The 26,421-nt window shown below is 56.1% G+C and carries 23 protein-coding genes and 2 pseudogenes; 21 read left to right on the top strand and 4 right to left on the bottom strand.

Features of this window, described 5'->3' with window-relative positions; translation table 11 throughout:
• Positions 1 to 158: 158 nt before the first annotated feature.
• Positions 159 to 731: a recombinase family protein gene (locus ACLIRY_RS24930; RefSeq protein ID WP_413208135.1), complete on the bottom strand. Its 573-nt coding sequence runs from the start codon at positions 729 to 731 to the stop codon at positions 159 to 161.
• A 237-nt stretch (positions 732 to 968) separates the two neighbouring features.
• Between ACLIRY_RS24930 and ACLIRY_RS24925 the strand changes: the two are divergent.
• The 5 genes and pseudogenes from ACLIRY_RS24925 (at position 969) to ACLIRY_RS24905 (ending at position 7,155) form a co-directional block, all read left to right on the top strand.
• Positions 969 to 1,712 (top strand): annotated as a pseudogene (locus ACLIRY_RS24925) (IS5 family transposase).
• 435 nt (positions 1,713 to 2,147) lie between these two features.
• The gene (locus tag ACLIRY_RS24920; RefSeq protein ID WP_413208134.1) at positions 2,148 to 4,103 is read left to right on the top strand and encodes a hypothetical protein; all 1,956 of its coding nucleotides are present in this window, start codon (positions 2,148 to 2,150) and stop codon (positions 4,101 to 4,103) included.
• Positions 4,104 to 4,268: 165 nt separating this feature from the next.
• Positions 4,269 to 5,159, top strand: a complete 891-nt coding sequence (locus tag ACLIRY_RS24915; protein WP_413208133.1) for a sugar nucleotide-binding protein — start codon at positions 4,269 to 4,271, stop codon at positions 5,157 to 5,159.
• Between the two features lie 19 nt (positions 5,160 to 5,178).
• Complete coding sequence (locus ACLIRY_RS24910) at positions 5,179 to 6,444, top strand: methyltransferase domain-containing protein (protein WP_413208132.1); 1,266 nt, start codon at positions 5,179 to 5,181, stop codon at positions 6,442 to 6,444.
• Positions 6,445 to 6,486: 42 nt separating this feature from the next.
• Entirely contained in the window at positions 6,487 to 7,155 is a 669-nt protein-coding gene (locus ACLIRY_RS24905; RefSeq protein ID WP_413208131.1) for a class I SAM-dependent methyltransferase, read from the top strand.
• 365 nt (positions 7,156 to 7,520) lie between these two features.
• Here ACLIRY_RS24905 and ACLIRY_RS24900 read toward each other — a convergent pair.
• Positions 7,521 to 7,739: pseudogene (locus tag ACLIRY_RS24900) on the bottom strand (transposase); the annotation flags it as partial.
• 373 nt (positions 7,740 to 8,112) lie between these two features.
• On the opposite strand from ACLIRY_RS24900, the gene ACLIRY_RS24895 reads away from it, so the two are divergent.
• From ACLIRY_RS24895 to ACLIRY_RS24820, 16 genes are all read left to right on the top strand, one after another.
• Positions 8,113 to 9,168, top strand: a complete 1,056-nt coding sequence (locus tag ACLIRY_RS24895; protein WP_413208130.1) for a glycosyltransferase family 2 protein — start codon at positions 8,113 to 8,115, stop codon at positions 9,166 to 9,168.
• 146 nt (positions 9,169 to 9,314) lie between these two features.
• Complete coding sequence (locus tag ACLIRY_RS24890) at positions 9,315 to 9,833, top strand: WbuC family cupin fold metalloprotein (protein ID WP_413208129.1); 519 nt, start codon at positions 9,315 to 9,317, stop codon at positions 9,831 to 9,833.
• A gap of 4 nt (positions 9,834 to 9,837) precedes the next feature.
• Positions 9,838 to 11,391 (top strand): PfkB family carbohydrate kinase, encoded by a 1,554-nt coding sequence (locus tag ACLIRY_RS24885; protein ID WP_413208128.1) that lies wholly within the window; start codon positions 9,838 to 9,840, stop codon positions 11,389 to 11,391.
• Between the two features lie 16 nt (positions 11,392 to 11,407).
• On the top strand, positions 11,408 to 12,118 hold the full coding sequence (locus ACLIRY_RS24880; protein WP_413208127.1) for a nucleotidyltransferase family protein: 711 nt from the start codon (positions 11,408 to 11,410) through the stop codon (positions 12,116 to 12,118).
• Between the two features lie 745 nt (positions 12,119 to 12,863).
• On the top strand, positions 12,864 to 13,799 hold the full coding sequence (locus ACLIRY_RS24875) for an NAD-dependent epimerase/dehydratase family protein (protein ID WP_413208126.1): 936 nt from the start codon (positions 12,864 to 12,866) through the stop codon (positions 13,797 to 13,799).
• Positions 13,799 to 14,425, top strand: coding sequence for an SIS domain-containing protein (locus ACLIRY_RS24870; RefSeq protein WP_413208125.1), 627 nt, complete (start codon positions 13,799 to 13,801; stop codon positions 14,423 to 14,425). Before ACLIRY_RS24875 ends, ACLIRY_RS24870 begins: the two co-directional genes overlap by 1 nt.
• A 51-nt stretch (positions 14,426 to 14,476) precedes the next feature.
• The gene (locus ACLIRY_RS24865; RefSeq protein ID WP_413208124.1) at positions 14,477 to 15,475 is read left to right on the top strand and encodes a GDP-mannose 4,6-dehydratase; all 999 of its coding nucleotides are present in this window, start codon (positions 14,477 to 14,479) and stop codon (positions 15,473 to 15,475) included.
• Between the two features lie 17 nt (positions 15,476 to 15,492).
• Complete coding sequence (locus ACLIRY_RS24860) at positions 15,493 to 16,335, top strand: transketolase (protein ID WP_413208123.1); 843 nt, start codon at positions 15,493 to 15,495, stop codon at positions 16,333 to 16,335.
• Between the two features lies 1 nt (position 16,336).
• On the top strand, positions 16,337 to 17,278 hold the full coding sequence (locus ACLIRY_RS24855; RefSeq protein ID WP_413208122.1) for a transketolase family protein: 942 nt from the start codon (positions 16,337 to 16,339) through the stop codon (positions 17,276 to 17,278).
• Positions 17,278 to 18,318, top strand: coding sequence for a zinc-binding dehydrogenase (locus ACLIRY_RS24850; protein WP_413208121.1), 1,041 nt, complete (start codon positions 17,278 to 17,280; stop codon positions 18,316 to 18,318). Before ACLIRY_RS24855 ends, ACLIRY_RS24850 begins: the two co-directional genes overlap by 1 nt.
• A 14-nt stretch (positions 18,319 to 18,332) precedes the next feature.
• Positions 18,333 to 20,003 (top strand): phosphotransferase, encoded by a 1,671-nt coding sequence (locus ACLIRY_RS24845; protein ID WP_413208120.1) that lies wholly within the window; start codon positions 18,333 to 18,335, stop codon positions 20,001 to 20,003.
• A 52-nt stretch (positions 20,004 to 20,055) separates the two neighbouring features.
• Positions 20,056 to 20,718, top strand: coding sequence for a class I SAM-dependent methyltransferase (locus tag ACLIRY_RS24840; protein WP_413208119.1), 663 nt, complete (start codon positions 20,056 to 20,058; stop codon positions 20,716 to 20,718).
• Between the two features lie 176 nt (positions 20,719 to 20,894).
• Positions 20,895 to 21,026 (top strand): hypothetical protein, encoded by a 132-nt coding sequence (locus ACLIRY_RS24835; protein WP_413208118.1) that lies wholly within the window; start codon positions 20,895 to 20,897, stop codon positions 21,024 to 21,026.
• A 67-nt stretch (positions 21,027 to 21,093) separates the two neighbouring features.
• Positions 21,094 to 22,296 carry a methyltransferase domain-containing protein gene (locus tag ACLIRY_RS24830; protein ID WP_413208117.1) on the top strand — a complete coding sequence of 401 codons (1,203 nt, stop codon included), beginning with the start codon at positions 21,094 to 21,096 and terminating at the stop codon, positions 22,294 to 22,296.
• Between the two features lie 132 nt (positions 22,297 to 22,428).
• Positions 22,429 to 23,280 (top strand): ABC transporter permease, encoded by an 852-nt coding sequence (locus ACLIRY_RS24825; RefSeq protein ID WP_413208116.1) that lies wholly within the window; start codon positions 22,429 to 22,431, stop codon positions 23,278 to 23,280.
• Positions 23,201 to 24,379 carry an ABC transporter ATP-binding protein gene (locus ACLIRY_RS24820; RefSeq protein ID WP_413208115.1) on the top strand — a complete coding sequence of 393 codons (1,179 nt, stop codon included), beginning with the start codon at positions 23,201 to 23,203 and terminating at the stop codon, positions 24,377 to 24,379. The genes ACLIRY_RS24825 and ACLIRY_RS24820 overlap by 80 nt, the downstream gene beginning before the upstream one ends.
• A 46-nt stretch (positions 24,380 to 24,425) precedes the next feature.
• Here the strand turns inward: ACLIRY_RS24820 and ACLIRY_RS24815 are convergent, their stop codons facing one another.
• Both ACLIRY_RS24815 and ACLIRY_RS24810 read right to left on the bottom strand, forming a co-directional pair.
• A complete protein-coding gene (locus ACLIRY_RS24815) occupies positions 24,426 to 25,250 on the bottom strand; it encodes a hypothetical protein (RefSeq protein WP_413208114.1) in 825 nt (274 codons plus the stop codon).
• Positions 25,251 to 25,494: 244 nt separating this feature from the next.
• A partial coding sequence (locus ACLIRY_RS24810; protein ID WP_413208113.1) for an IS256 family transposase occupies positions 25,495 to 26,421 on the bottom strand: 927 nt, incomplete at its 5' end.

Below are 26,421 nucleotides of genomic sequence, written 5' to 3'. Positions count from 1 at the left end.
GCCTCTAGGGCCACCTTCGCCTTAAAGTCGGCCCCGTAACGCTTCCGTGTAACCTTGCCCAAAATCCCTCTCCTTTTCAGAGATGGGAACAGCTTAACACCCTGTCCGAATTTCCGGGGCCACCTCTCCCTGTCAGATAAAGTCCATACTTCTACACTTTATTGAATGGCGCGGGGTACTCCGCCGACGAAAGCTCGCTGCAGGGTTCGGGGACTGACCCCTAGCCGCGTGGCTACGTCTCGGATAGTTAGGGAAGCATCCCCGAGAAAAAGCGCCCGTGCAGCCTTTATATCCGCCTCGGTCATCTTGGGCTTGCGTCCGCCCATGCGACCCCGCGCACGGGCAGCGGAAAGGCCCGCACGTGTTCTCTCCTGAATGAGTGAACGTTCAAACTCTGCCATAGCCCCGAACAGGTGAAACACCAGCCGTCCTCCCGCGTTCATGGTATCAATTTGTTCCGACAGGCTTCGTAGTTCCACGCTGCGGGTCTGTAGGTCTTCCACGGTTTCAATAAGCTGCTTAAGGGAGCGGGCCAGTCTATCCAACCGCCAGACCACCAGCACATCTCCAGCACGGAGCCACTCTAGAGCTCTGATTAACTCGGGGCGACTAGCTTTGGCACTGGAGACGTGTTCGGAGAAAATCCGCTCACATCCGGCAGCCTTTAGAGCATCCAGTTGCAAAGTGGGGTCTTGATCAAGGGTTGAGACGCGAGCGTATCCAATTAGCATGAAATTAATATGTCATAACTCAAAAGCTTGTGCCAGGAATGGCTTTTTGTTTTAGACGCCGAGTTATGACGTCAAAAATACACTGAAAACGGGTCTCGTGGCGCTAGCCATAAAGCTTCGCCACAAACGGGCGTTTTTGACACCCTCCTTTTGCTAGGGCCTGTTGACGTTCAAATTTGGGATTCCCACTCGGTCTAGAATTTGATTCAAAGCTTGGTTTGAAGAAGGAACCAAGCTTTGGACAGCGATATTTTGAGTGATCGGCAATGGGAAGCCATCGCCCCCTACTGTCTTGGTAAGACCAGCGATCCAGGCCAGACCGGAGGAGATGGCCGGTTGTTCTTGGAAGGAGTGCTGTGGATTGCCCGGACGGGTTCATCCTGGCGGGATCTTCCGGCGGAATTCGGGAAATGGAATTCGGTCTTCAAACGCTTTCGTCGTTGGGCCAAGGCTGGAGCTTTTGAACGCATCTTCAATGCCTTATCCACAGATGCGGATTTCGAGTACGCCATGGTTGATGGCACCATTGTCCGAGTTCACCGTCACGGCCAAGGCGCGAAAGGGGGACTCAAAGTCAGGCAATCGGCAAAAGCCGGGGCGGCCTGACCACCAAGATCTGGTCGATGGGCTGGGACAATTGGTTCGCTTCCAATTGATGCCGGGGCAGCGGGGGAAACCACCGGGGTAGCCGCCCTGATCGATGGCCTGAGTTTCGACGCCTTCCTTGGCGACAAAGCCTATGATGCCGATTGGCTGCGCGATCTCTTGACGCAACGCGGCATCGAAGCGGTCATTCCGGCCAAAGCCAACCGTACTACCCCAATCCCCCACGATGCCGAAAAATACAAATGGCGCCATCTCATTGAAAATTTCTTCTAAAAGCTCAAGGAGTTCAAGCGCATCGCCATGCGTGCCTGCAAGACCGATCAAAGCTTCGCCGCTATGATTCATCTGGCAGCAACTGTCATTCGAACCAGATGAACATCAACAGGCTCTAGGAGGACTGAAGGCTTATTAGCCCTTGAGCCGACTCATGGCCAAGGCGACAGACAAGTGTCTCAATGTCATTTTTTGACGGTTACCAATGGATTTCGGTTGGAATAGAGCGCCAAATCCATACTAGGTATCGATCGGTGGCCGAAACCGAATGACCCAATGGTTAGTCCTCTCTGGACGTCGTGCGCGACTTATGGCGATCAATTCGCCTTTACCTGATCTCAATGACATCAATTCGCTACGCAATTAACACCTTGTTGCGGGATTGAGGATTTTTTTGTTGCGGGAGGACGACCGAGATACTAACCCAGTTTATCTTTGCTCCGTCAGGGTGGACGGAAGAGGTCATTCATTTCATCCGGTGCTGTTTCTCTTCGTTTCAGCGCGGACACATCTAATTAACAGGCGCTGGAACCCCGCATGAGTAACAGACCGAAGGCAAAGCTGATTATCCCAATTTGGGGTCAACGCTACGTCGAAGAATTCGCACAGATCTCTTTACCCTCGTACCTTGCGCCTGGTAACTTGCCGGCGTTGCTCGAGATGATTGATCTCGAAATCCTCGTGATGACGACGGAAGAAACCGTTGACATTTTTAAACAAGAAGCGGCTTTTCAAGCGCTCCAACGTTTCTGCCAGATCAACTTCCTGATGATCGACGACTTGGTCACCAACGGTCTTTACGGTGTGACCCTTACCTTGGCCTATGCCCGGGGCGTGATGTCAGTTGGAACCGAACAAGTGAACACTTGGTTCCTGTTCATGAACTCGGATTTTGTGCTGGCAGACGGTTCGCTGCGCACCCTTGCCGAAAAGATGATCCGAGGGGATGCCCACAGCATCTTAGCTCCTTCCCTTCGCGCTGAATCGGAAGTGCTGGCGCCGCTTCTTGCCAAAACCGCCGAACAGAACGCAGGTATTCTGACCGTGCCGCCGCGTGACCTGGTGCGGATGACCTTCGAGAACCTACACGCCACGGTTATAGCCAAGACCGTGACTCAAGGTTTGATGACGTGCCAGACCCACAATCAAATTTACTGGCAGGTCGATGGCAATACCCTGCTGGCTCGGCACTACCTTATTTTCATGATGGCGATCAAACCAGAGCGCCCCTTGCCGCCGATCAATTCCTATTGCGACTATGGCTTCATACCGGAACTTGTACCCTCAGGGTCGATGGATATCCTTGACGACTCCGACGATTTTTTTATGCTCGAGTTGCAGAACTCCCGACAAGAGCTTGAATACATCCTTACCGGGATGAGCAACCCCAAGAGAATCGCCGCGCATTTGTCGAGTTGGACGAGCGCAGAACATCGAGCCGTTGCTACCCGCGACATCGTGTTTCACACGGAAGACTTGCCGCCCCGGCTGGATTCTGCCCGTCAGGGGCTCGCCACCTTCATCGCGAAGGTCTCCGATAAGTTGTCACCCAAACCGGTTGACCACGTGGACCACTTCTATTGGACGTCGGGGTTGCAATATTGGCAGCTTAGTCGGGAATTGGCGGCGGACGATAAGAACGCGGTGGTACCTTGGCCGTCAGAAGTAAAAAAGCCACTTGCGATCCCTAAAGGCTTAAGAAAAAAGTTTAAATCTTCCCATGCCGGCACCACGGTCTCCAATTTTTTCTACCCCATCTTCCAGTTTCTCTACATTAAGGTCGCCGTCTTCATAAAGCGGCAACGCGGCAGGTTCCCGAATATACCGGTCTGGCATCCCCTGTGGCTGGACGCCCAACTTGTCTTTGGTGCTTTTGAGGAAATTGAGAAGCGCGCGCATCAGGGCATTTTGGTTGTATGCAGCGAAGACGCCTCGGTACGAAGCGCTGTTGAGGAAAGATTCGCAACGGAAGCGCTCGACCTGGAGGCATTCGTTACGGGCGAAGTTGCGCCCGATGGGCCGGTTAACACTGCTTTTGTGACGCTGACCCGCCAGAATATTCTTCGGCTTGGCACCGTTTTGGCCTCTATTGGACGGCTCCTGAATCCCGACGGTGAGATTTATGTCTACATTGAGCACCCAAACGCCCAAAACGATCCTGGTCGTTTTGAGAGCGAGATCGTCTATTACCTAAAAATGATGCTGCCAGTATCCTGGTTACGATACGAAATAGAGGCACGGTACGTCGGCGGCTTGATCAAACGCATTCTGACAAAAAACGAGAGCGCCTGCCGTAGATACTTGCGTTTTCCATCCCTGCATCGTTTTGCGTCGTTCACCTTGGCTTCCTGTGCATGGTCGGTCGTCGTTCTGTTGATGGCTGCGCTCAATCGTTTGTCGAGGCGGTACAGCAAACACCCCCCGCCCTATTGCTCGAGCATACTGGTTAAGCTACGGTTGCGCGACATCGACACGAGCGCTCGCACGGATTGAGGCTGTTCGGGTTCTCTAGGCAGTAAACCGGAGGCGTGATTTACAGAAAATCTCGCCTTGGCCCGCTTGGAAACTGAACACGGTTCAAGATGCTACGGTCCGTTGACAGCGATCCGCCATCTATGCTTTGACTGGGCGCAGTTTTGTGTGAGGGCAAGAGGGGTCATGGCGGATAAGCGGAGTTTTCTGGTCGTCGGCGGCGACAGCTTGGTCGGCGGCAGTACGGTTCGCGCGCTTAAAGCGCGTGGGCATGAGGTTCATGCCTCCACACGACGGCCCGACACACTGGAACCCGGGCGCGTTCTGGTTGATTTCGAAAAGGAAGAGACCTACAGGGCACCCGATGGCGTGGACTATGCCTTCGTCATCGCCGCAGCGACTAATTATGAGCGTTGCGAGACCGATCCGATGGCCAAGGTGATCAATGTTGAATTGATCCCGCGTTTGGTTGCTTCTCTGCTTGATCAGGGTCTTTTCGTCACCTTCATTTCAACGAATTCTGTTTTCGGGGGTGAGCGCCCCTGGCCACATGAAGACGATGCGCACACGCCCGGGATCGCCTATGCACAACAGAAGGCTGACGGTGAGCGCGAGGTCCTCAGGCTTACCAACGAATTGGGTGCGCGCGACCGACTGAATATTACACGCCTCACCAAGATCATGGACTCAGACACGCCACCCCTACCAAATTGGCTGGCCTCTTGGAATAGGGGGGAGACGATTACGCCCTTCGCTGATCTGATCTTTGCGCCTATGTCGGTGCGGTTCGTCGGTGATGCCTTGGCGACAATCGGCGAAAAGCGTGTGCCCGGTAATTTGCACTTATCCGGCGCGGACAATGTTAGCTACGTGGACTTCGCACAAGCGTTGGCCCGCCACCTGGGATACGGGGCGAGTGTGGTCGAGCCGACGACATCGACAGCCAAGGGGGTTCATATTGCGTTCAAGCCGACCTACAGCGGGCTCGGAATGACTCGTACCCGCGACCTGACAGGCCTGGAACCCCAGTCGCTTGACGCCCTGATACGCGATCTGTTTCCGGCCGGCCACGGCTGATTTTAAGGAACCCATCCGAATGAGCGTGACCGTTTCGCACCGGCAAACCTGCCGCCTTTGTAGCTCGCCCAACGTTGAGTTGGTTGTGGCATTGAAGCCAATTCCCCTGTCCGAGGGATACACCACGGACCCTGAGACCGCGCGTCTGGCGCCGCGCTATCCGGTCGATGTGTATATGTGCCGTGACTGCGGCCATGTCCAGCACCTGGATTTCATTGATTCAGAGAATCTCTGGGATTCCTACACCTACTATTCAGGTGCGGCAAAAGGCATGCCTGAGCACTTCCGGCAAATGGCGGACAAGATTCTTGATACCACCAAACCCCCAGAGGGGGCGCTGATCATCGACATCGGTAGCAACGATGGATCTCTTCTGGTGCCCTTTAAGGAACGGGACTACCAGGTTCTGGGCATTGATCCGGCGACTGAAGTGGCTCGCCGCGCCAACGAGCGTGGTATCGAGACCGTCTGCGCATTGATGTCGATCGATCTTGCCAAGAAGATCCGTGACGAGCGCGGTCCGGCGCATGCTATCTGCGCGTTTAATGTGTTTGCCCACGCCGATGATCTTGGTGAGATGGTGGACTGTGTGCGCACCATGCTGGCGCCAGACGGACTGTTCTTCTTCGAGGCGCAGTACCTACTCGATATTATTGACGGCGTGCTGATTGCTAGCATTTTCCATGAACATATGAGCCACCACTCGGTGAAGCCTCTCATTGAGTTCCTTGATCGCCACGGCTTGGAGCTAATCGCCGCCGAACGCGCACCGATTCAGCATGGTTCGCTGATCGGCACGGTGCAGCTGAAGGGGGCTGGGCGCCCGGTTGAGAAATCTGTGCACGATTTGGTGGCACTGGAGACCGAGCGCGCACTGGACAAAATTGAGACACTCAAGGCCTTTGACGCAAAGGTGGTGGATCTGCGCGAAACCACAGCTTCGTTGGCCAAGCAGTGGCAGGCTGATGGGAAGACCATCGCCGCCTTCGGGGCCGCACGAAGCGGACCGACGTTGATGGCTCAAATGGGCCTACGCGATGCCATCTCGTTCATCGTCGATGACCACCCGCAGAAGGTCGGTAAATACTCTTCAGGGGACGGTGTTCCTATTTACCCCACGAAAGAACTGCTCGAGAGAATGCCAGACTATACGATCATTCTCGCTTGGGTGCATTCGGCAAAGATCATCGAGACCAACCGTGAGTACCTAGAGAAGGGCGGTCACTTTGTAGTGCTGTGTCCCGAGACGCGAATTGTCGGCAAGGACGGTGACGTCCATCTTTAATGAAGGTGCCCCGACTTGGGGCGCGATAAGAGGGCGTGAGCCATGAAAACCAAGGAAGTTCAGTACCAAGTGATTGTCGAGGCCGCCCAAGAACGCGGTGTCGAAAAGTTCGGACTGCGCAGTAGCGAGAGCTGGCACGAGGACCCGAAGCACATCGTATTCCGCCTCTCACGCTACAAATTCATCTCGAAGATGCTGAGCGGTCGTCGCCATGTTTTGGAAGTCGGCTGCGGTGATGCTTTTGGCATCCGGATTGTTCAAGCTGAGGTTGAAAAGCTGACAGCCGTCGATTTCGACCCAGTCTTTATTCAAGACGTTAACGATCGCATGGTACCGCGTTGGAAATTCGAGGCCAAGACACACGACCTACTTGATGGGCCGGTTCCCGGGTCTTTTGATGCTGTCTACGCCCTTGATGTGCTAGAGCACATTGATCAGGCACACGAGCGTACCTTCCTGAACAATAGCTTTGCCAATCTTGAGCCGAATGGGTGTGCGATCATTGGTGTTCCCTCTCTGGAAAGCCAAATCTACGCCTCGCCGCAATCGAAGATTGGACACGTCAACTGCAAAACTGCACCGGACGTGAAGGCCTTGTTGCAGGACTACTTCCACAACGTCTTTATTTTCAGCATGAACGACGAAGTGGTTCATACGGGCTATCACAAAATGGCACACTATATCTTCGCGGTCTGCGCCGGCAAGCGGTAGCGATTTCAACGCCGATACACACGGACAACTCGAAACGAACAATGGTTGTTTCTTTGATGAAATGAACCTTGGGGCGGTGGATATCATGGGGTGAACTTATCCACCCCATGATAGATCAGTATCATTCGTCGTCTGTGAATGACCGACGGGGCCACAGCCTGTATTTCCAGTATTTTTGTGGCGAAACGTTCTTTCAGCACCGCCTGCCCATGGACTGCAGCTCCATACAAATTGGCGCGGAGGGATCGGTCCAGACGCCCTCGCGAGACTTGTCCAGGAGAGCTTTGCAACGGCCGGTCATATGGGCATTGTTTGGGCCAAAGACATGAAACAAATCACCGTGGATACAACGGTGTAGCCCGCAGTTCCACCTTCGCAGCATTCGTTTCGGTTTCCTTGGTCGACTTGTTCGAGAGCGTCGAGGACATCCCTTCGATGGCTTGCTTTTTCCACATCGTGATCATCGTCGGATGAATGCTGTATTTCGCGGCCAACTCCGCGACCGTCTGCTCACCCTTGATCGCCTCCAGCGCCACCTTCGCCTTAAAGTCGGCTCCATGACGCTTCCGTGTAACCTTGCCCAAGGTCCCTCTCCTTCTCAGAGATGGGAACAGCTTATACCAAGCGGCGCGGGTTGAAACCCAGGCCGCTTTTCTTGCGTTCAAACGCCAGGCGGGCTTTTACGCGCCATAAGGCGCGGCGGCCACTTGGCCGCTTCCAAGGTGCGGTGTGTCAAACTCACCGCACCTTGGTATTAACACCCTGTCCAAATTTCCGGGGCCATCTCTGGAGTGCGTCTGCAAATGGGTAGCCTGTGGACTATCGGTCGGATAAGTTGGCTTCACAAAGGCTCTGGTCGATCTGCGCCCGGCGCATCGCGGGAGCCCCATTAAGGAAGACCTCGTGAGCCAGTTCCAAAGAAGTGACGACACGCAGGGCCGGTGCAAACCAGCCCCAGTGGTCGAGACAGAAGATCGTCCCTGGCTAAGTGCCATTGTGCCCAATTATAACGATGCTGCGACGCTGTCGCAGGCCGTGCGGGCGCTGGCCTCACAGGCCCCCCCCCCCGACGAGATTCTGGTTGTCGATGACGGCTCGACCGACAACAGCTTAGCGGTGATCGAACGTCTTCAGAGCGAGATGCCTTCTCTGCTGCTATTGCGCAATCGACGCAACCTTGGAGTCATTCCGGCCCTCAACCGAGGGCTAGAGGCCGCACGCGGACGCTATATCTACATGGGCAGTGCTAACGACTGGGTGGAACCCGGTTTTTTCGCAGCCGCACGCCGCATGCTAGAGGCTCATCCCACAAGCGGATTCTTCGTCGGCGAGTGTCGAATTGTTGATATGGAGGGCCGACCCTTCGCTATGCGGCCAGTGGCCCGCCCGGCCCAGCACGCGTGTACCGTGCCAGCGGCGGCGGCCCCTGGGGTCTTGCGTCGTATCGACAACTTCATCCCCAGTTCCTCGGTCGTACTGAGGCGAGATGCAGCCGAGGCCCTGGGATTTCTGGACCCGACGCTTGGTAGCTTTGCCGACGGCTACCTCATGCGCGCCGTAGCCTTGCGGTATGGGTTCTGCTTCGCACCACTCATCGCTGCCAACTGGACACTCGACAGGACCGGAGCCTCGCTGACAACAGCCACGCGCGCGGCATCTGCGGTGGCGATTCTGGATGCGGCACTGGCCAAGATGCGGACCGATCCACATTTCCCTCCCGACTACTTACCCCTGTTCGCGCGTCGTTGGCGCTTCGGGGTCGGCCGTATCAATGCTGGAGCCAATCGGACAATTTTGCTGGAGTTACAATCTTTGGTGGCTCCAACTCCTTCTGATTCTGCCATTTGGCGCCTTCTGGCCTATGTCCCCGGCGGTCTTGGTAAGGTTCTACGAATGATTTGGCTGACCCTTCGCTTTCGACCTTTCGCTTGGCCCCCCCTGCTCGCGACACAGTTGACCAGAGCCTGGGCTCGCAGAGCCAAAAGCAGGTCACAACAGAAATCGGTGGCATGATTTTCTACGCCAATACGGACTCTGCCCCATTGGCTTCGGAAGTTCAGGGGTGCTACAACTTTTGTGGGGGCTGGATGCCACTGCGAGAGGATCCCGCAATGGCCATAGGTTCGCAGGCGCCCAATCATTAGGGGAGTGAGACGAACGTGACGGAACCGGGTTTCCATCAGGCAGCACCGGAGGTGTTCTATGCCAAAAACGAATTTGGCGTTGCTCAACCAGGTGCAGTGGCACTGATTAAACGCATTGCGTCTGCCTCTCCACGCAAGCGGTGCCGCATCTGCTTCCACCCTGATCAAGACGCAGCGGCTCAGGAAATGCTGATTGCCATGCACCACAGTTCCTATGTTCGACCGCACCGCCATTTTGGAAAAACGGAAACGTTGACCGTTCTTGAAGGCAGGGCGACTGCCCTGCTGTTCGATGATAGAAGCAATGTCACCGAACGACTACCGATGGGTCCCTACGGCTCCGGGCGAGCGTTTTTCTACCGTATGCCGACAGGCGTGTTCCATACGCTTCTGTTTGAAAGCGAATGGTTGATCTATTTGGAAACAACCACCGGCCCATTTGACCCAGAAAAGTCAGAAGGCGCACCCTGGGCACCACCAGAGAGCGATTTCGCGGCGGGCACAGCGTATATTGGCACATTGGGGATCTGTTGACATCATGACGAAGATAGGAACTGAGGTAGCGAGGCGGCTTGATAAGCGGTGGAGAGAACACGAAAGTGGACAGGAATGGCTAAGCAGTTCCCAGGCGGTTGAAGGGATTCGTGCCCATGTGAAAGCCAGTCAGACTGTCGGGTTTGTCTCGGGAAACTTCAACGTAGTGCATCCGGGCCACCTGCGGCTTTTGAAGTTCGCCTCAGAGAATTGCGATACGCTCGTCGTCGGCCTTAACCCGGACGGTCCACATGAGATCACGGTGCCAGCTCGCATGCGGCTCGAAGCCCTGGAAGCCATCAAAATGGTGGACCATGTCGTGCTTTTGGACCAGCCACTGGCCGAGTTTATCCGCAATCTTCAGCCTGATATTGTCGTCAAGGGCAACGAGCACAAAGAACACGAAAACGTCGAAGACGCCGTGGTTGAGGAGTACGGCGGTCGCTTGATCTTTTCTTCGGGTGACGTCACCTTCTCGTCGCTCGGCCTGCTGCAGCAGGAGTTAACCCGCCCGCAGCGCCTGCAAACTGTGAAACCACAGGATTTCATGACGCGCCATGGGTTCTCTCTGCAGGATTTGCGCGCGACCCTCTCAAAGTTCTCAGGTCTCCGTGTCACTGTGATCGGCGATCTGATCTTGGATGCTTATATTTCCTGCGAACCGGTCGGCATGTCCCAGGAGGACCCAACCATCGTCGTGACCCCGATGGAGGAGCGCCTGTTTGTTGGTGGTGCCGGCATTGTTGCCTCCCATGCCCGAGGCATGGGGGCAGAGGTGCGCTACATGACTGTCGTCGGTCAAGATCAACGCTCGGATTTTGCCCTAGAGGAACTGAATGCCGCAGGCGTTCAGACCCACCTTCTGGTCGACCCCACTCGGCCCACAACCCTGAAGCAGCGGTTCCGTGCACACGGCAAAACCCTGCTCCGCGTTAACGACCTACGGCAACACTCGATCGACGGAGATTTGATTGAGGCTCTCCTGAAACGTTTTGACGATATTGCCGACAAAACGGATCTACTGCTTTTCTCTGACTTCAATTATGGATGCTTGCCGCAGCCTCTTGTTGACGGTCTCATCCAGCGCGGTCTCGACAAGAAGATCATGATGGCAGCTGACAGCCAAGCCTCGTCACAGTACGCAGATATCTCGCGCTTCAAACACATGACCCTTGTGACGCCGACTGAGCGGGAGACACGCTTGGCAATCCGGGACTTTGAATCAGGTCTTGCGATCGCCGCCGAGAAGCTGCAAGACGCTGCCATGGCGGAGTATGTGGTGGTCACGCTAGGCGGCGAAGGCCTGATGATCCGGTGTCGAAAGGACCGTGACCCGCACACGGATCGCCTGCCTGTGTTTAACGCAGCGCCGGTTGACGTGGCCGGGGCCGGTGATTCCCTGTTCACCAGCTGTTCCATGGCCATGTGTGTTGGCGCATCTCCTTGGCAGAGCGTCTACCTCGGCTCCATTGCCGCAGGGTGCCAGGTCAGTCGGATTGGAAACAAACCGCTGCACGTCGAGGAGCTCCTGGGCGAACTTTTCAATACTCCGGTTTGAGAAAGAGGAATCTGCTTTGCTTGCACTCCTTCTCGCAGCTGGCATGGGTACACGCCTACGACCGATCACCGACACTGTGCCGAAATGCTTGGTTCCAATCCATGGGCGACCGCTGCTTGACTATTGGTTGGAGTTGCTATTTGAGAGCAACTCGATCGACCGGGTTATTATCAATACTCACTACCTGCACAAACAGGTAGACGCGCATATCGCTGCTTCGCGCTGGAGGGCACGAATTGACCTGGTTTATGAACCCGAGTTGCTTGGCACTGGTGGGACCTTGAAGGCCAATCAAGCCCTCTATGGCAGCAACGACGTTCTGGTTGCGCATGCAGATAATCTGACCGATTTCGATGTGGACGATTTGGTGGCCGCGCACCAAAATCGGCCGCGCAGTGCCGCTATGACAATGCTGGCCTTCAGGACCGATGCACCTCAAACATGTGGTATCCTGGAATTAAACGCGGAAGGACTGGTGAAGGCCTTTCACGAGAAAGTCGAAGATCCCCCTGGGAATCTAGCCAACGCTGCCGTCTACATCGTAACACCTGAGATCGTGGCCGCAGCCGAGGCCGTGCCCCGTGCTTTCGTCGATCTGAGCACGGAGGTCATTCCAAACTTCGTTGGACGGATCTGCGCGGTAGAGACGGATGGATATCACCGTGATATCGGTAATCTGGAAAGCTTGCAGCGTGCGCATGAGGAATTTCCTGCGCCCCCGGTGTAACGAGCACCTCGGGCTTATTCGCTAAAAAGGGACCAGATCTCTTGGATGGACATAGGGGAAAACTTATTTAGTCGCCTGTGAAGAACGCCGCATCCCATGAGAGCGGCGAGTTTGAGAGTTCTTTAAAGTAACGTAAATCGCGTTTGGAGCGCCAAAACCTAGCAAAAGGATTTGGCGCTTTTCTTGTTTCGGAATGTGTCAACGAGAATGGGCCACTGGTGTGGTATGTTTAGGCAGCTCCGGCCTGTGAGGTTTTGGGTGGATTGATCCAGGCCGCCGCGGGCAGTGCGGGTTTGACGCGGAAATAGCGATATGAAGCTGGAGGGCGGTATGCGAAAAGCCTCACAGGCGACCAGTCGCATACCTCGAGGCATACGAGCGGCCGACCTCCTCGTCTCTGTCGGTCATATCTCTATCTCCAGGATCCGAGAGGGTTTTTTGGGAGATCTACGTGATGGGGCTGCCATGAACAAGGCAGAATATCATCTATGTGGGCGTAAAGTTCAGGTCTTTCGGACTGCGCGGATCCAGTTTTGGTTTTTTGCCCTGGACACTTGGCGTCGTGGGCTACCTGAGCCTGGAGATAGTGCACCGAACCGTCATCTCTCTCCCCCTTTTTTGGGGTTGCGTGTCGCCATGCAAGCGGATAGACCAGTGCAATAAGTGAGATCGTCCGTCCTGGCTGTATAGATTTAGTGGCCGGGCGTGATTCGGCTGTTTAATCCACCTTGTAGGGTAAGCGCAGATGAAGGTGTTTGTTACGGGGGCCTGCGGCTACAAGGGAACCGTGCTGGTTCCAAAGCTGCTGGAACATGGGCATGATGTCGTTGCTTTCGACATTCAGTGGTTTGGCAATCACCTGCTGCCGCATCCGAAGCTAACAGTGGTCAAAGGTGATATCCGCAATATCGACGAAGTGAACCTGGACGGTGTTGACGCCATCATCCACCTGTCGAGTGTGGCCAACGACCCTTGCGGCGACTTGGATCCCAAGCTGACGTGGGAGATCAGCTGTCTTGCCACCATGCAACTTGCCGACCGGGCGAAACGTATGGGCGTCAAACAGTTCATCTACGCCTCATCCGGCTCAGTCTACGGTGTCTCCGACGAACCTCAGGTAACCGAGGATTTGGAGCTGTTCCCGCTGTCCGAGTACAATAAGACCAAGATGTGCGGCGAGCGCATCGTACTCTCCTATCAGGACGACATGTCGGTTCAAATCGTCCGACCGGCGACCGTTTGTGGCTTTTCTCCGCGTATGCGTTTGGACGTGTCGGTCAACATGCTGACCATTCAGGCCCTTGAGAATGGTAAAATCACGGTGTTCGGCGGCGAACAGACGCGACCGAACATTCACATCGACGATATCACCGATCTCTATGTCTTCCTGCTACACAATCCTCAGCACACGGGTGTTTATAACGCCGGCTTCGAGAACCTCTCTATCCGCGAAATAGCCGATATGGTTTGTGAGATTGCCGAAGCGGAGATCGTTATCACCCCTTCGAACGACCCGCGTTCCTACCGCGTCAATTCCGATAAACTATTAGCGACCGGGTTCCGGCCAAAAAAGACAGTGCGTGATGCCATTTTGGAGCTGTCTGGCCTCTATGCTCAGGGCGTGTTAAAGAACGATCCGACCTTCCACAATCTGATGTGGATGCAGAAGGAGGTGGTGTGATGGGCAGTCTGGAGGCCACAGCGCCTATTGCAGACGACGTTCCCCCCATTGAGATGTTTGCCGCGTATTCGAAACGGCTGTCGCAGGCGCTTGACGGCTGCGACTGGTCCATAGTGGCGGAGCTGGCCGAGGATATGCTGGACGCCTGGAAGACAGGCAAGCAGGTTTTCTTCTGTGGCAACGGCGGTAGCGCCGGCAACGCCGTGCATCTGGCGAACGACTTTATTTATGGTATTGGCAAAACACCGGGGTCGGGCATCCGCTCTCAGGCCCTACCGGCCAACGCCGCAGTGTTGACGTGCCTCGCGAACGACGAGGGGTACGACCAAATTTACTCAATCCAGCTTGGCGTTCTGGCGCGTGCTGGTGACATCCTCATCGCTTTGTCAGGCAGCGGCAATTCGCCAAATATCCTGAAGGCGCTGGAGGAAGGCAAGCGGATCGGCATGAAGAGCTATGCCGTTCTGGGGTACTCAGGCGGTAAGGCGAAAGCCCTGGCTGATCGACCGATTCATCTCGCCATCAACGACATGCAGATATCCGAGGACGCCCAGGTCATTATCGGGCACATGGTAATGCAGTATCTTTGGTCGAAGCGGCATGAGGTCGTCGGCATATCCACCTAAAAAGGGCGGATCGCCACCGCAATCGGCACCACTTCTCAAGTTGAGAGTTTCATGTCCGACAACGAACGTTTTCTGGTTCTCGGGTCGAATTCCTTCTCCGGGGCCACATTCTGCGACTATCTGGCAGGACTAGGCTATGATGTGCTAGCGACCAGCCGGTCGCCCGAACCCCATTCTGCACTGCTGCCGTATACGTGGCAGAAGCGGGTCGGCAGTGTTCGCTTCGAGACTGTGGACATCAACCATGATCTGGACAAGCTGGGCGCGGTACTGAAGCGCGAACGCCCCACCCATGTCGTGAACTTCGCCGCACAAAGCATGGTTGGACAAAGCTGGGATCACCCGGACGACTGGATGCGCACCAATGTGGTGTCAACCGTACAGTTGCACAACATGCTGCGCGGCTATGATGGCCTGGATCGTTACGTCCATGTCACCACGCCGGAGGTCTACGGATCCACCGACGGTTGGGTCCGCGAGAGTCATCCCTACAATCCCTCGACACCCTACGCCGTCTCGCGCGCAGCTGGTGACATGAGCCTAAAGACCTACGTGGATAACTTCAGTTTTCCTGCGGTCTCAACTCGCGCGGCCAACGTGTACGGCCCGGGCCAGCAGCTCTATCGGATCATCCCGCGCACTGTTATCGCGGCCATGACGGGTCAAAAGTTAAAACTGGACGGTGGAGGCAAGTCGGTCCGCGTCTTCATCCACATGACCGATGTGTCAGACGCTACCTACAAGGTTGCCCTGCACGGTACGCCTGGTGACTGCTACCACATCTCCGGCTATGAGTTGGTCTCCATTCGCCAACTCGTGGAGACCATCCTGCAACAGCTCGGCGCCTCGTTTGAGGAATGCGTCGAGATCGGCCCGGAGCGACCGGGCAAAGACACGGCCTACACGCTTGATTCCTTCAAGATCCGTACAGAGCTCGGCTGGCGCGATTCAATCAGCCTAGAGAACGGCATCGCCGACTGCATCGCCTGGGCGAAGCGCTTCGAAGCTGAGTTGCCGAACCTGCCGTCCCAGTACGTGCACAAGCCCTGAGAGGAGGGAGGCACATCATGAATGCCCTAGCCGCACGGCAGAGCCCGGATGTGGAGGCCCTGCGAACGCAGGCCGCGCGCATCCGTGGCCGCGTCGTCGAAATGTGCCACGTCTCCAAGTCAGCGCACCTGGGGTCGTCGTTGTCCTGCGTCGACATCCTGACTGCGGCGTATTGGCATGTGTTGAACATCGATCCAGCGAATCCCACCGATCCGAAGCGCGACCGCTTCATCCTCTCCAAGGGACACGCGGCGATGGCGATCTACGCGACCCTCGCCATGCGTGGCTATTTCCCGGAGGAAGAGCTCGCCACATACAATAAGGATGATGGCCGCTTGGCCGAGCATCCCCCGGCAAACTTGCTTCCTGGGATTGAGGCGGCGACAGGCTCCCTGGGCCATGGCCTGCCGCTCGGTCTGGGGATGGCGTTGTCGGCGCGCATTAAGGGCGATGACTATCGGGTCTATGCCCTTATGTCCGATGGCGAAAACAACGAGGGCTCGGTCTGGGAAGCGGCCATGTTCGCAGCCGGCAAGCAGCTTGATAACGTTTGCGTCATTATCGACTACAACAAGTGGCAGGCCACTGGACGCTCGAACGAAACACTGGCTCTGGCGCCATTGCGTGATAAATGGGCTGCCTTTGGCTGGGATGCCTACGAGGTGGACGGCCATGACGTGGGCCAGCTTGCCGAGATGATGGCCAAAGTGCCGAACGGCTCTGGCAAACCCGTCGCACTGATCGCCCATACCGTGAAGGGCAAGGGTGTGTCCTTCATGGAAGATGATAACAACTGGCACTACCGCGCGCCGACGGCCGATGAGGTCGTTCAGGCCCATCGCGAGCTGGGATTGTCCTGACATGAGAAACGCTTTCGCCGAAGAGCTGACCAAGCTCGGCCAGGAAGACCCCCGCGTCGTCATGCTGTCGGGCGACATCGGCAACAAGCTTTTTGATAAGTTCAAGGCTGCGCAGCCCGATCGCTTCTTCAATTGCGGTGTCGCTGAGCAGAACATGATGGGTGTGGCGGCCGGTCTGGCTATGAACGGCCTGCGTCCGGTCGTCTATACGATCACCCCCTTCGTGACGACACGCTGCCTGGAGCAGATCCGCACCGACGTAGCTTATCATGATCTGCCGGTGACCATCGTGGCTGTTGGCGCAGGCCTTTCCTACGCCGGCCTCGGGCCGACACACCATGCTTGCGAGGACATCTCCTTCCTCCGATCCATTCCCTCCATGTGCGTGATCGCGCCAGGGGACAGATGGGAGGTTCAGGCGGCGCTCCGCTCCAGCCTGTCCCAGGATCGCCCAGTCTACATCCGCATGGGCAAGAAAAACGAACCGGTCATCCACGACGGCTCAATCGAAACCTTTGAGATTGGCAAAGTGATAGTGATGGCCGAAGGCACCGATGTGTGCTTACTGTCCACCGGTAACATGCTACCAGAGGTCATGCACGCCCGTGAGGCTCTGTCCGAAAAGGGTGTGTCGGCCTGTGTCGTCAGTGCCCACACCGTCAAACCGCTAGACACAGTTTATCTTGCGGACGCATTCCAGCGCTTCACGCGAGTGGTTACGATTGAGGAGCACTCGGTGGTTGGCGGCTTTGGATCAGCCGTGGCCGAATGGGCCGTGGACGCTGAAGCCGACTCGCGCAAGCTGCTGCGTATCGGTGCGCCGGACAAATTCTTTAAGCTCTCCGGAGAGCAGGAGTTCGCCCGCGAACGCCTGGGTCTAACCGGACCTGCTATCGCCGAGCGCATTGTCTCTTCCCTGATGAAGCAGAGGACCACCTCCTGATGAAGACCGAAGCCGCTCTCCTGGTCGAACAGGGCCAACCTCTCGTCGTGGCAGAAATTGGCATTCCCGCCCTTAAACCCGGTCAAGTTCTGGTCGAGCTCGCTTACTCTGGAGCCTGCGGCACCCAGGTTATGGAGTGGCGCGGCGACAAGGGACCCGACCGCTGGATGCCTCACTGCCTGGGCCACGAGGGGACCGGCACGGTGATCGACACCGGTGTCGGCGTCACCAAGGTTAAGCAGGGCGATGAGGTCGTTCTATCGTGGATCCGTGGTACAGGAGCGGAAACCGGCGGCTGCAAGTACGACTGGGACGGTGTGGAGGTGAACGCCGGCGGCGTCACCACATTCCAGCGGCACTCCGTGGTCAGCGAGAACCGTCTGACCCGCCTGCCAGAAGGGTTGACGCCGGATGTGGCCATCCTGCTCGGTTGTGCTGCGCCGACCGGTATGGGCGCCGTCTTCAATGTGCTGCACGCCCGTCCCGGCGATAGCGTTGCGATCTTTGGTACCGGCGGCATCGGTCTCAACGCCTGCATGGCGGCTGCCTTTGCTGGAGCCATGCCGGTAATTTGCATTGATCCGAACCCGGCGCGCCGCGATCTGGCCATAGCTTATGGCGCAACCCATGCGGTCGATCCGGGCGAAGGCAACGTGGTCGAAGCGGTGAGAGCCATTGTCCCTGGTGGTGTGGATCTGGCCGTGGAGGCGTCTGGCTTGCCGATGGTGATGGAGAATGCTGTTGACGCTGTTCGCAACCAGGGCGGTCGCGCCGTCGTTATCGGGAACGCCAAGCTCGGTCACAATCTGAGCCTGAACCCGGCGGTCTTCAACCAGGGCAAAAGCCTATTGGGAACCTGGGGCGGGGACAGTGTGCCTGATCGCGACTATGCTCGCTTTGGTAAACTGCTGGCCAGCGGTCGCTTCCCGGTGCGTGAGTTGCTTAGCCAGCCCTACAGCCTCGACCAAGCCACCCAAGCGCTTCAGGATTTGGCAGCGGGGCGCGTCGGTCGCCCGCTGATCGACATGTCGAAGCGCTGACCGGCGCGAATTCCATGCGGATCGGCATCGACTTCGACAACACGATCGCGAACTACGACGGTGTCTTTTACGCCGCTGCCTTAGAACTTGGGTTGATCCCGGCTGATCTGGGCCGAGACAAGAACTCAGTGCGTGATCTCCTAAATGGGTCGGGTCGCAAGGATGAGTTCACCAAGCTGCAAGGCTATATTTATGGCGCGCGCATGGATCTGGTCTCACCGTATCCTGGCGTTGCCGCGTTCGTCCGCGACGCCGTGGCTGCGGGTCATGAGCTGTTCGTTGTCAGCCATAAAACCCGCACCCCGATGATGGGGCCCCCCTACGATATGCATGCAGCCGCGCGGGGTTTCCTGGAGGCGCAGGGTTTCTTCAGCCCAGGTATGTTGTCGCCAGAGAATGCCTTTTTCGAGTTAACGAAAGAGGAAAAGGTGGCTCGTGCCGCTACACTAGAGGTGGAGGCATTTATCGACGACCTACCGGAAATCCTGAGAATGTCAGGCTTTCCGTCTACCGTGCGGCGCATCCTTTTTGACCCTTATGATGCCTTGGCGGTAAAGACCGATGATCTGGAGCGATGTACCGACTGGGAAACGATCTACGGTACGTTGCTTGGTGGGCCCATGAATGCTGTTTTCCTGCCTCGGTCGCAGTCCCAGGATAATACCGACCTTTTGGCCGAGGCATCGCGCCTTTGCGTCAAGGCTGGGCGAGGAGAACCGCACGGGCTGAAGCAACTGTCTGGCGGTAAGAATAACCGAGTGTTCCGCCTAGATACGGATAAAGGCCCCCTGGTCCTAAAGAGCTATTTCCGCCATGCCGACGACCCCCGCGACCGTTTGGGTGCGGAATGGAACTTTTTAACATATGCCTGGGGACGAGGCGTGCGATGCGTTCCCGAACCGTTGGCTTGTGATCGCCACGCCCAGCTTGGTCTCTATGACTTCGTCGAGGGAGAAAAGCTGTCGGCTAACGGGATTACAGAACAGCATATCGAAGCCGCGGCGGACTTTATCTCAACCGTCAACCAACGCCCTTACGGACCTCAATCCCTCAACTCCGGATCCGAAGCCTGCTTTTCCGTGGCCGATCATCTGGATCGGGTGGATCAGCGGGTGGCGCGTCTCACGACGCTGGACCCAGAGGCGCCGCACGTTGGCGCGGCACGCACGTTGGTGACTGAACGATTGGAACCACAGTGGCTGCGCGTGAAGGCAAGCATTCTGGAATCCTGCACAGCCGTGGGAGTGGACCCCACGGCGCGACTTCCAGAAGCGGACATCATCGTTTCACCTTCTGACTTTGGTTTCCATAATGCGTTGTGGCAGGATGCTCGGGGCCTCACCTTTCTTGACTTTGAGTACGCTGGTTGGGACGATCCCGCCAAGCTTGCTGGAGATTTTTTTGCCTGCCCTGAAATCCCGACGCCACCAGAACATTTCACTCTGTTCGTCGAGACGCTGTGCCATCGCCTGAACCTGGGTGAGGTCGCGCAAGCCCGTATGGTTATGCTGCGTGATGCCTACTACATCAAATGGGCCTGCATTGTGTTGAACGATTTCCTGTCGCACCACGATGCCCGTCGACGTTTCGCTAACCAGGGTGACCGGGCCGCGCGGTGCGCTGCGCAGCTTGACAAGGCAGACGCCTTGATCGCCAAAACCGTGTCCGACACGCCGGGCGGCTGAAACCGGACGCTCGCCACAGCACCGTTGAACAGACCTGCCGAAGGGGAATCCGATGGCCTACAAAGAATTCGTCAGCCTTGTCCATAAATCAACGAAGCGCGACTATATCGCCCGCGTCAACGAAAGAGACAAGGCCGAAGTGGCTGAAAAGGCGATCCAGTTCGGCTACGATTATTGGGATGGTGATCGTCTGACAGGTTATGGCGGCTACAAGTACGATGGTCGCTGGCGCAAGGTTGCCGACGCCATGGTCGAAGCCTATGGAATTAAGCCTGGCATGCGCATTCTTGACGTAGGGTCAGGCAAGGGCTTCCTGTTGCACGACTTTACTGAGTCCGTGCCGGGAGTCGAGGTAGTTGGCATCGACATTTCCGAATATGCCATTGAGCATACGATGGAGTCTGTCAAGCCTTATTGCCAAGTCGGTTCTGCAGCAAAGCTGCCCTGGCCGGACGACCATTTTGATCTAATCGTCTCGATCAATACGCTGCACAATCTGTACCTGCCGGACCTTTGGTCCGCGTTCGAGGAGCTGGAGCGTGTCGGTCGCGGCGCCAAGTACATTTGCGTCGAAGGCTACCGAAACGAGCGTGAAAAGGTGAACTTGATGTATTGGCAGCTCACCTGCCGTGCTTTCCATACACCAGAGGAATGGCAGTTCCTGTTTGAAAAGACTGGCTACACTGGAGATCACGAATTCATTTACTTCGAGTAAGACGATACGGTGTGGTCTCCCAGCGGACTGAGCAGACCACACCGAGACGATGGAGATGGCATCGGGCAACAGTCTTCTTAAGTGCCTGTCGTGTGTGATGAGGCTGCTTCGTTTGGTTTGGTCTGCTCACCCCAGCACAGGGAATACGTTACCGCACATCGGTTCCTTTCCCAATCTTGACAATCGTCGAGGCCCGCGCTGTGGCGGTGTATATTCGCTCGACGGAGACATTCCACCACATCTGCTCCGATCTTTCCGGTCGGCGCTGTTCAGCACTGTCCAAGCTGTCCCTCCTCGTCACCGCATAATCAGGTGTCCGTGTTTTCAGAGCTAGGACAGGGAAGCACGTCTGGATTTTTAAGGAGTAATACCTCGATGAGTTGCTTGGTTTGTGGGTCCGACACGGTGACCGAACAGTTGAATGTTGGGAGTCATCCTGTCGCCACCTTTTTCCTGGATACCGTCGACGCTCCCGAGCGTAACGTCCCCCTACCCCTGGGCCAGTGCCAGATCTGTGGGACGGTCCAACTCACGCAGCCGGTCCCACATACGGAACTGATCCCACCGACCTTCATCTCCGCGCGCGAGCCGGAAGAACATCTGGATACTGTGGTCGAGCAAATCCTAGCCCTGCCAGGCGTGACGTCGGATAGCGTCATTGGTGCCCTGACGTACAAGGACGACACCACTCTTGATCGATTCCGTGCCAAAGGCTTCAATAAAACGTGGAGGGTCCAACTCGGAGACGACCTCGCAATCAAGGATCCGAACGCCAACATCGAGACGATCCAGAAGTTGACGGTGCCCGAGCGGATGCGAAATATCGCGGCTCGGTACGGTCAGGCAGACATCTTCGTCGTGCGCCACATTGCCGAGCATGCCGAGGATCCCCAGGCGTTCGTGCGGGGAATCGCTGAACTGGTCAAACCCGGCGGCATCGTTATGCTCGAGGTGCCCGACAGCATGGCCAGCCTGCGTCTGAAAGACTACTGCATGGTTTGGGAGGAGCACTCCCTCTATCTGACGCCAGCGACGTTCGGCCAGCTCTCCAGTCTAGGCGGTTTCGAGCAGATCCGTCTGGATATCTACCCCTTACCTTTTGAAAACTCGCTTGTCCAACTCGCCCGCAAGACTGGTGAGCCACAGCCGCTTCGGGTCGACCCGGTGGCCAAAGCAGAGGTCGGTTTGCTTGATGACTACGCCGCCGCCTTTGAGCCATCCAAGCGAGAGCTGCGTACAACCTTGGAGAAAATTCGCGCTGAGAGCGGGCCAATTGCACTGTTTGGCGCCGGCCATCTGGCCTGTGCTTTCGCCAACTACATGGATGTGGCGGACCTGATTGACTTCGTTGCCGACGACACCCCGGAAAAGCAGGGCCGCTTCTTGCCCGGAGCGCGCCTACCAATTGTGCCATCAGGGGCCCTAGTCGAGCGTGGTACCGCACTGTGTCTGCTGGCCTTGTCGATTAACAACGAGGAAAAGGTGATTGCTCGGAATCAGGCTTTTGTAAACCAGGGCGGCATTTTCAAGTCGATCTTTCGGGCTAGCCCGCGATCGATTTTCGCGAGCGTTAAATAAGGTCGATCCAGCCACTATAGCTAGGCCAGCCATCCGCGAGCCCGCCTGATGACGGGAAATCGTTCCTTGCTGTTGCTTCATGTTTGGCCCATACGTAACCGCCTCCAACCTTCGGCCCTTTTGTGAGATGACATGCCCGTCGAACACCTTTCGAACGCAAAACCGGCCCGGCATATTGAAACGCCAAGCCCAGGCAGCCCCTTTTCTATCGCTTGGCAGGACTTAGTTGAATCCTTAGAGCGGTCGAGCGTGTGGATTCACGCAGGGTGGATTGATATTGTCTGGCAATTTCGCCGCACCTTGATCGGTCCATTTTGGCATACAATCAGCCTCGCAGCTTTTGTAATTGTAATGGGGGTACTCTGGGGCTCGATGCTGGGTCAGGATCCTGTGGAGCATTTTCGTTTCGTGGGAACCGGGTTGATCGTCTGGACGTTAATCTCCTCTTTCATCATGAACGGGGCAGGATGTCTCATCTCAGGGCAAGGAACTGCTCTACAGACGCGCTTCCCCTACATGGCATTTGCTTTCGGCAACGTCTGGCGAGCACTGCTGCTGTTTGGACACCACATTGTGTTGTACATTCTGCTCATTGTCTTCACGTTGCACTGGCCCGGATGGAAACTTTTTCTCGTATTTCCGGCAATGCTACTCCTCCTTGCAAACGGAATCTGGGTCAGCCTCCTGTTCGGCATGATGAGCCTGCGTCGCCGAGATCTTGTTCCTGCTGTTTCTAGCGCCATGCAGATTATGATGTTCGTTACCCCTGTCTTTTGGCCAAAGGACAGGCTTGGATCGAAGTTAGCCTATATAGCCGACCTGAATCCACTCTATCATATGATGCGCATCTTACGAGATCCGATGCTAGGGTTGCTTCCTCCTCTGACCTCTTGGATGTGGACCGGTGGCTCTCTTATTGTTGGCACCGCAATCACCTTTTGGTTTTACGGTCGATATCGCGATCGCTTCGCTTATTGGTATTGAGAATAACGAAATGGCAAGACTCAAGGTTGATGGCGCTTGGATTGAGTTCCCGGTTCAAAGCACACGGCACACACAGAAGCGGGCTGCTCCGACCGGTGGACAAATTGATTCAAAGCGTGGGATCGTTACGGCACTGAGAGACATCAGCTTTGACTTGAGGGAAGGTGATCGCCTCGGTCTAGTTGGTCATAACGGTGCCGGCAAATCGACCATGTTGCGGTTGCTTGCCGGAGTCTACAGCCCGACGCGCGGACGCGTTCTTATTGATGGCAGCGTCTCAACGTTGTTTAATTCGACTCCCGGTCTCAGCTTGGACGGGACGGGACGGGAGAATATCATAACCTGTGGACTGTACTTAGGTCTGACTCGTAGACAAATTGCCACAAAGATTGAAGAAATCGTCGACTTCGCCGAACTAGGAGAGTACATAGACCTACCAGTTCGCATCTATTCTTCTGGCATGGTGACCCGCCTGGGCTTTTCCATTGCGACCGCTGTTGAGCCAGAAATTTTGTTGCTCGACGAAGGTCTAGCAACAGGTGATGCACAGTTCGCACAAAAAGCCCAAGCCAAGATGCTAGATATGATGACTCGCTCTTCAATCCTGGTCATCGCTTCCCACTCGGAATCACTCGTAGCTAATATGTGCTCGCGCTGTATTATCCTTGAGCATGGCCGGATTTTGGCCGAGGGTTCGGCTGCCAATTTAGTAGAGTCTTACCGAAAGTCAGTTGTTGAATCTGCTCAGACAGATGATCCGGACGGCTTGTACCGCGCCTACGTCTTAGCGACAGATATGGCACGCCACGGTGAACTTCCACCGCCTGAACTGGAGGAGCAGGGCTTACGCTATGCTCTACAAGTCTCACCTGATGACGGATCAATGTGGCAGCGTTACGTGCAACTGTTGAATGCCCAGGGTAAGCCGGTCTCACCGGAAGTCGAAGTACGAACCCTGCTGAGCAGTTTTTCTGGACGTTCATCTCTGGATGAACTCCAGATGCGCCTGAGCGACGTTCTCAGTCGGTGCGTTGAGGAAGATCTTTCTCCAGAGGTGCGCCAGCGTGTTCGTAACACTATGGAGAAAACGGGTAGCTAACGAGGATAGGAAGTCGGCGCGGCCTAAACGTGCCGACTTCCTGCCCTTACGAATAAGATTCTTGCAGGGTAGAACCAAGTTCGCCAACACTAGTGCTCGTTTCGACCATCCCCATGAAAGCAATATTTTGTGTTTTACGCAGGACCACTGAGATTGAGATGGTCGGAACCAACATGGAGTTCTGCATGGTTTCTCGTTCTGCCACGCCGATCTGCTCCAAGCGATTCGTCAGGCTTGGAAAGTAAGTCTGATACTGGCTTGGGCCGAGAAAAAGGTTCTCCCCCTGATCGGGAATTGGCCCATCGTACCACATATCCACAACATCATAATGGTTGTATCCGGACATATCGAAGAAGAAACGGCTCGTATAACAGAAGTATCCATGATCAACAAAGCCCACACTTGGCAGATTATGCATAATCTGCCCGCCGACTTTCGTTGCCGCGTGAACGGCAGCAAAGGTGTTCATTTGGTTGAGAATGTGTTCACTTGTACCAAAATTGATGACAGAATCGTACTGACCTACCATTTTCTCTGGTAAACGTTGGACGTTCAGGTCCACGTAGGTCGTCTTATAGCCGTCGGCGATATCGATAGAATCATAGACCATGCCAATCGCTTCAAAAAGCTCTCCAGCAAAGCTCTGGTTCAGAGCCATACCGCCATCGTTGGTACCTGAACCGCTAGCTAGGCGCTCAGCCCAGACGTCTAAGTCATTCCGCGGATTTGGATTGTGCCTCTGAACAAATTCTACTATTTGCTGAGTGGTTGCGCCGTAGAGGTTAGAGCTTCCGAGGTCGAGCAACTTTAGGCCTGGCGCAAGGATGCCGTACTGCTCCATAATTCCGACTGCATACATCGAAATACCCATCAGACCTCTCCAAAATCTTTGCGATGCGCGGAAGCGCATCTCTAATACGATTGCCACCCATTGCTACTCCGAAGCTTCGCCACTGTCTAGTCGGGGGAGTCGCAGAGCCAGTGTCTTTTTGACTACAGGTGAGGTGGTCCCGTTTTTGCGGACATGTCGTTCAGCGTTTTAAGCTCTGCTCCGGTGTGGTTTGGGGTTGTTCATGCGGCGGGGAGCTATGGCCGATTTTGGGTGACGGGCAGGATCAGGCGGCGGCGTTTGTTTCGTTTTCAGGTACCTGAATTCCGTCCCGGAACCTGACACCTTCGATGATCTTGGGCAACTGGTTGTTCCCTTTCAGGCGACGCCAGGACTTGCTCGCGGCCATGATCAGCTTGAAAACCATCGCCAGGGCGGTCTTGTGCGACAGGCATCCTTTGCTGCGCACGGTGCGGTGCCTGACCGTGGCGAACACGCTCTCGATGGGATTGGTGGTTCTGATGTGCACCCAATGCTCTGCCGGAAAATCGTAGAAGGCCAGCAATGCGGCCCGGTCCTTGGTCAGGCAAGTGACCGCCTGGGGATATTTGGCTTCATATTTGGCGGCGAATGTGTCCATGGCCTTTTCCTTTTCGGCTTCGGCGCGACCATCGGCCATCCAGATGGCATGCAGGTCGTCCTTGGCCGCTTTTTGGCGGGCTTTCGGGAGTTTGTTTAGAACGTTGGCCGTTTTGTGCACCCAGCACCGCTGATGGCGGGCCCCGGGAAAGGACGCGTCCAGCGCTTTCCAGAACCCCAAGGCCCCGTCGCCAACCGCCAGGTTCGGACCGATCGAGAGCCCACGGCCCTTCAGCCCTTCCAGTAACTCTCGCCAACTTTGGGCGCTTTCTCGGAACCCGGCCTGAAAGCCGACCAGATCCTTCCTGCCCTCTGGAGTAGTCCCGATGATGACCAGAATGCACTGCTTCTCGTCCTCCATCCGACCCTGGAGATAAACGCCATCGGCCCAGATATAGACATACCGCCGGGCCGACAGGTCCCGATTCCGCCACCGCTCGTGCTCGATTTGCCACTCCGCTTTCAAGCGACCAATGGCCTGGGGGGACAAACCCGACGCATCCTTGCCGAGCAAGGAGTCCAAGGCCTCCTGGAAATCACCGCTCGATAGGCCGCGAAGATAGAGACTGGGCAG

The organism is Rhodospirillum sp. A1_3_36 (assembly GCF_047263945.1).
Taxonomy (GTDB): Bacteria; Pseudomonadota; Alphaproteobacteria; order Rhodospirillales; family Rhodospirillaceae; genus Rhodospirillum.
Note: the sequence above shows the minus strand (reverse complement) of the source record. Positions and strands in the feature narration are given on the sequence as shown.

What these genes read in the sequence shown, in the direction of transcription:
- ACLIRY_RS24930 (WP_413208135.1), bottom strand. Translation starts at nt 731, where the DNA reads ATGCTAATTGGATACGCTCGCGTCTCAACCCTTGATCAAGACCCCACT.
- ACLIRY_RS24920 (WP_413208134.1), top strand. Translation starts at nt 2,148, where the DNA reads ATGAGTAACAGACCGAAGGCAAAGCTGATTATCCCAATTTGGGGTCAA.
- ACLIRY_RS24915 (WP_413208133.1), top strand. Translation starts at nt 4,269, where the DNA reads ATGGCGGATAAGCGGAGTTTTCTGGTCGTCGGCGGCGACAGCTTGGTC.
- ACLIRY_RS24910 (WP_413208132.1), top strand. Translation starts at nt 5,179, where the DNA reads ATGAGCGTGACCGTTTCGCACCGGCAAACCTGCCGCCTTTGTAGCTCG.
- ACLIRY_RS24905 (WP_413208131.1), top strand. Translation starts at nt 6,487, where the DNA reads ATGAAAACCAAGGAAGTTCAGTACCAAGTGATTGTCGAGGCCGCCCAA.
- ACLIRY_RS24885 (WP_413208128.1), top strand. Translation starts at nt 9,838, where the DNA reads ATGACGAAGATAGGAACTGAGGTAGCGAGGCGGCTTGATAAGCGGTGG.
- ACLIRY_RS24875 (WP_413208126.1), top strand. Translation starts at nt 12,864, where the DNA reads ATGAAGGTGTTTGTTACGGGGGCCTGCGGCTACAAGGGAACCGTGCTG.
- ACLIRY_RS24870 (WP_413208125.1), top strand. Translation starts at nt 13,799, where the DNA reads ATGGGCAGTCTGGAGGCCACAGCGCCTATTGCAGACGACGTTCCCCCC.
- ACLIRY_RS24865 (WP_413208124.1), top strand. Translation starts at nt 14,477, where the DNA reads ATGTCCGACAACGAACGTTTTCTGGTTCTCGGGTCGAATTCCTTCTCC.
- ACLIRY_RS24860 (WP_413208123.1), top strand. Translation starts at nt 15,493, where the DNA reads ATGAATGCCCTAGCCGCACGGCAGAGCCCGGATGTGGAGGCCCTGCGA.
- ACLIRY_RS24855 (WP_413208122.1), top strand. Translation starts at nt 16,337, where the DNA reads ATGAGAAACGCTTTCGCCGAAGAGCTGACCAAGCTCGGCCAGGAAGAC.
- ACLIRY_RS24850 (WP_413208121.1), top strand. Translation starts at nt 17,278, where the DNA reads ATGAAGACCGAAGCCGCTCTCCTGGTCGAACAGGGCCAACCTCTCGTC.
- ACLIRY_RS24845 (WP_413208120.1), top strand. Translation starts at nt 18,333, where the DNA reads ATGCGGATCGGCATCGACTTCGACAACACGATCGCGAACTACGACGGT.
- ACLIRY_RS24840 (WP_413208119.1), top strand. Translation starts at nt 20,056, where the DNA reads ATGGCCTACAAAGAATTCGTCAGCCTTGTCCATAAATCAACGAAGCGC.
- ACLIRY_RS24830 (WP_413208117.1), top strand. Translation starts at nt 21,094, where the DNA reads ATGAGTTGCTTGGTTTGTGGGTCCGACACGGTGACCGAACAGTTGAAT.
- ACLIRY_RS24825 (WP_413208116.1), top strand. Translation starts at nt 22,429, where the DNA reads ATGCCCGTCGAACACCTTTCGAACGCAAAACCGGCCCGGCATATTGAA.
- ACLIRY_RS24815 (WP_413208114.1), bottom strand. Translation starts at nt 25,250, where the DNA reads ATGGGTATTTCGATGTATGCAGTCGGAATTATGGAGCAGTACGGCATC.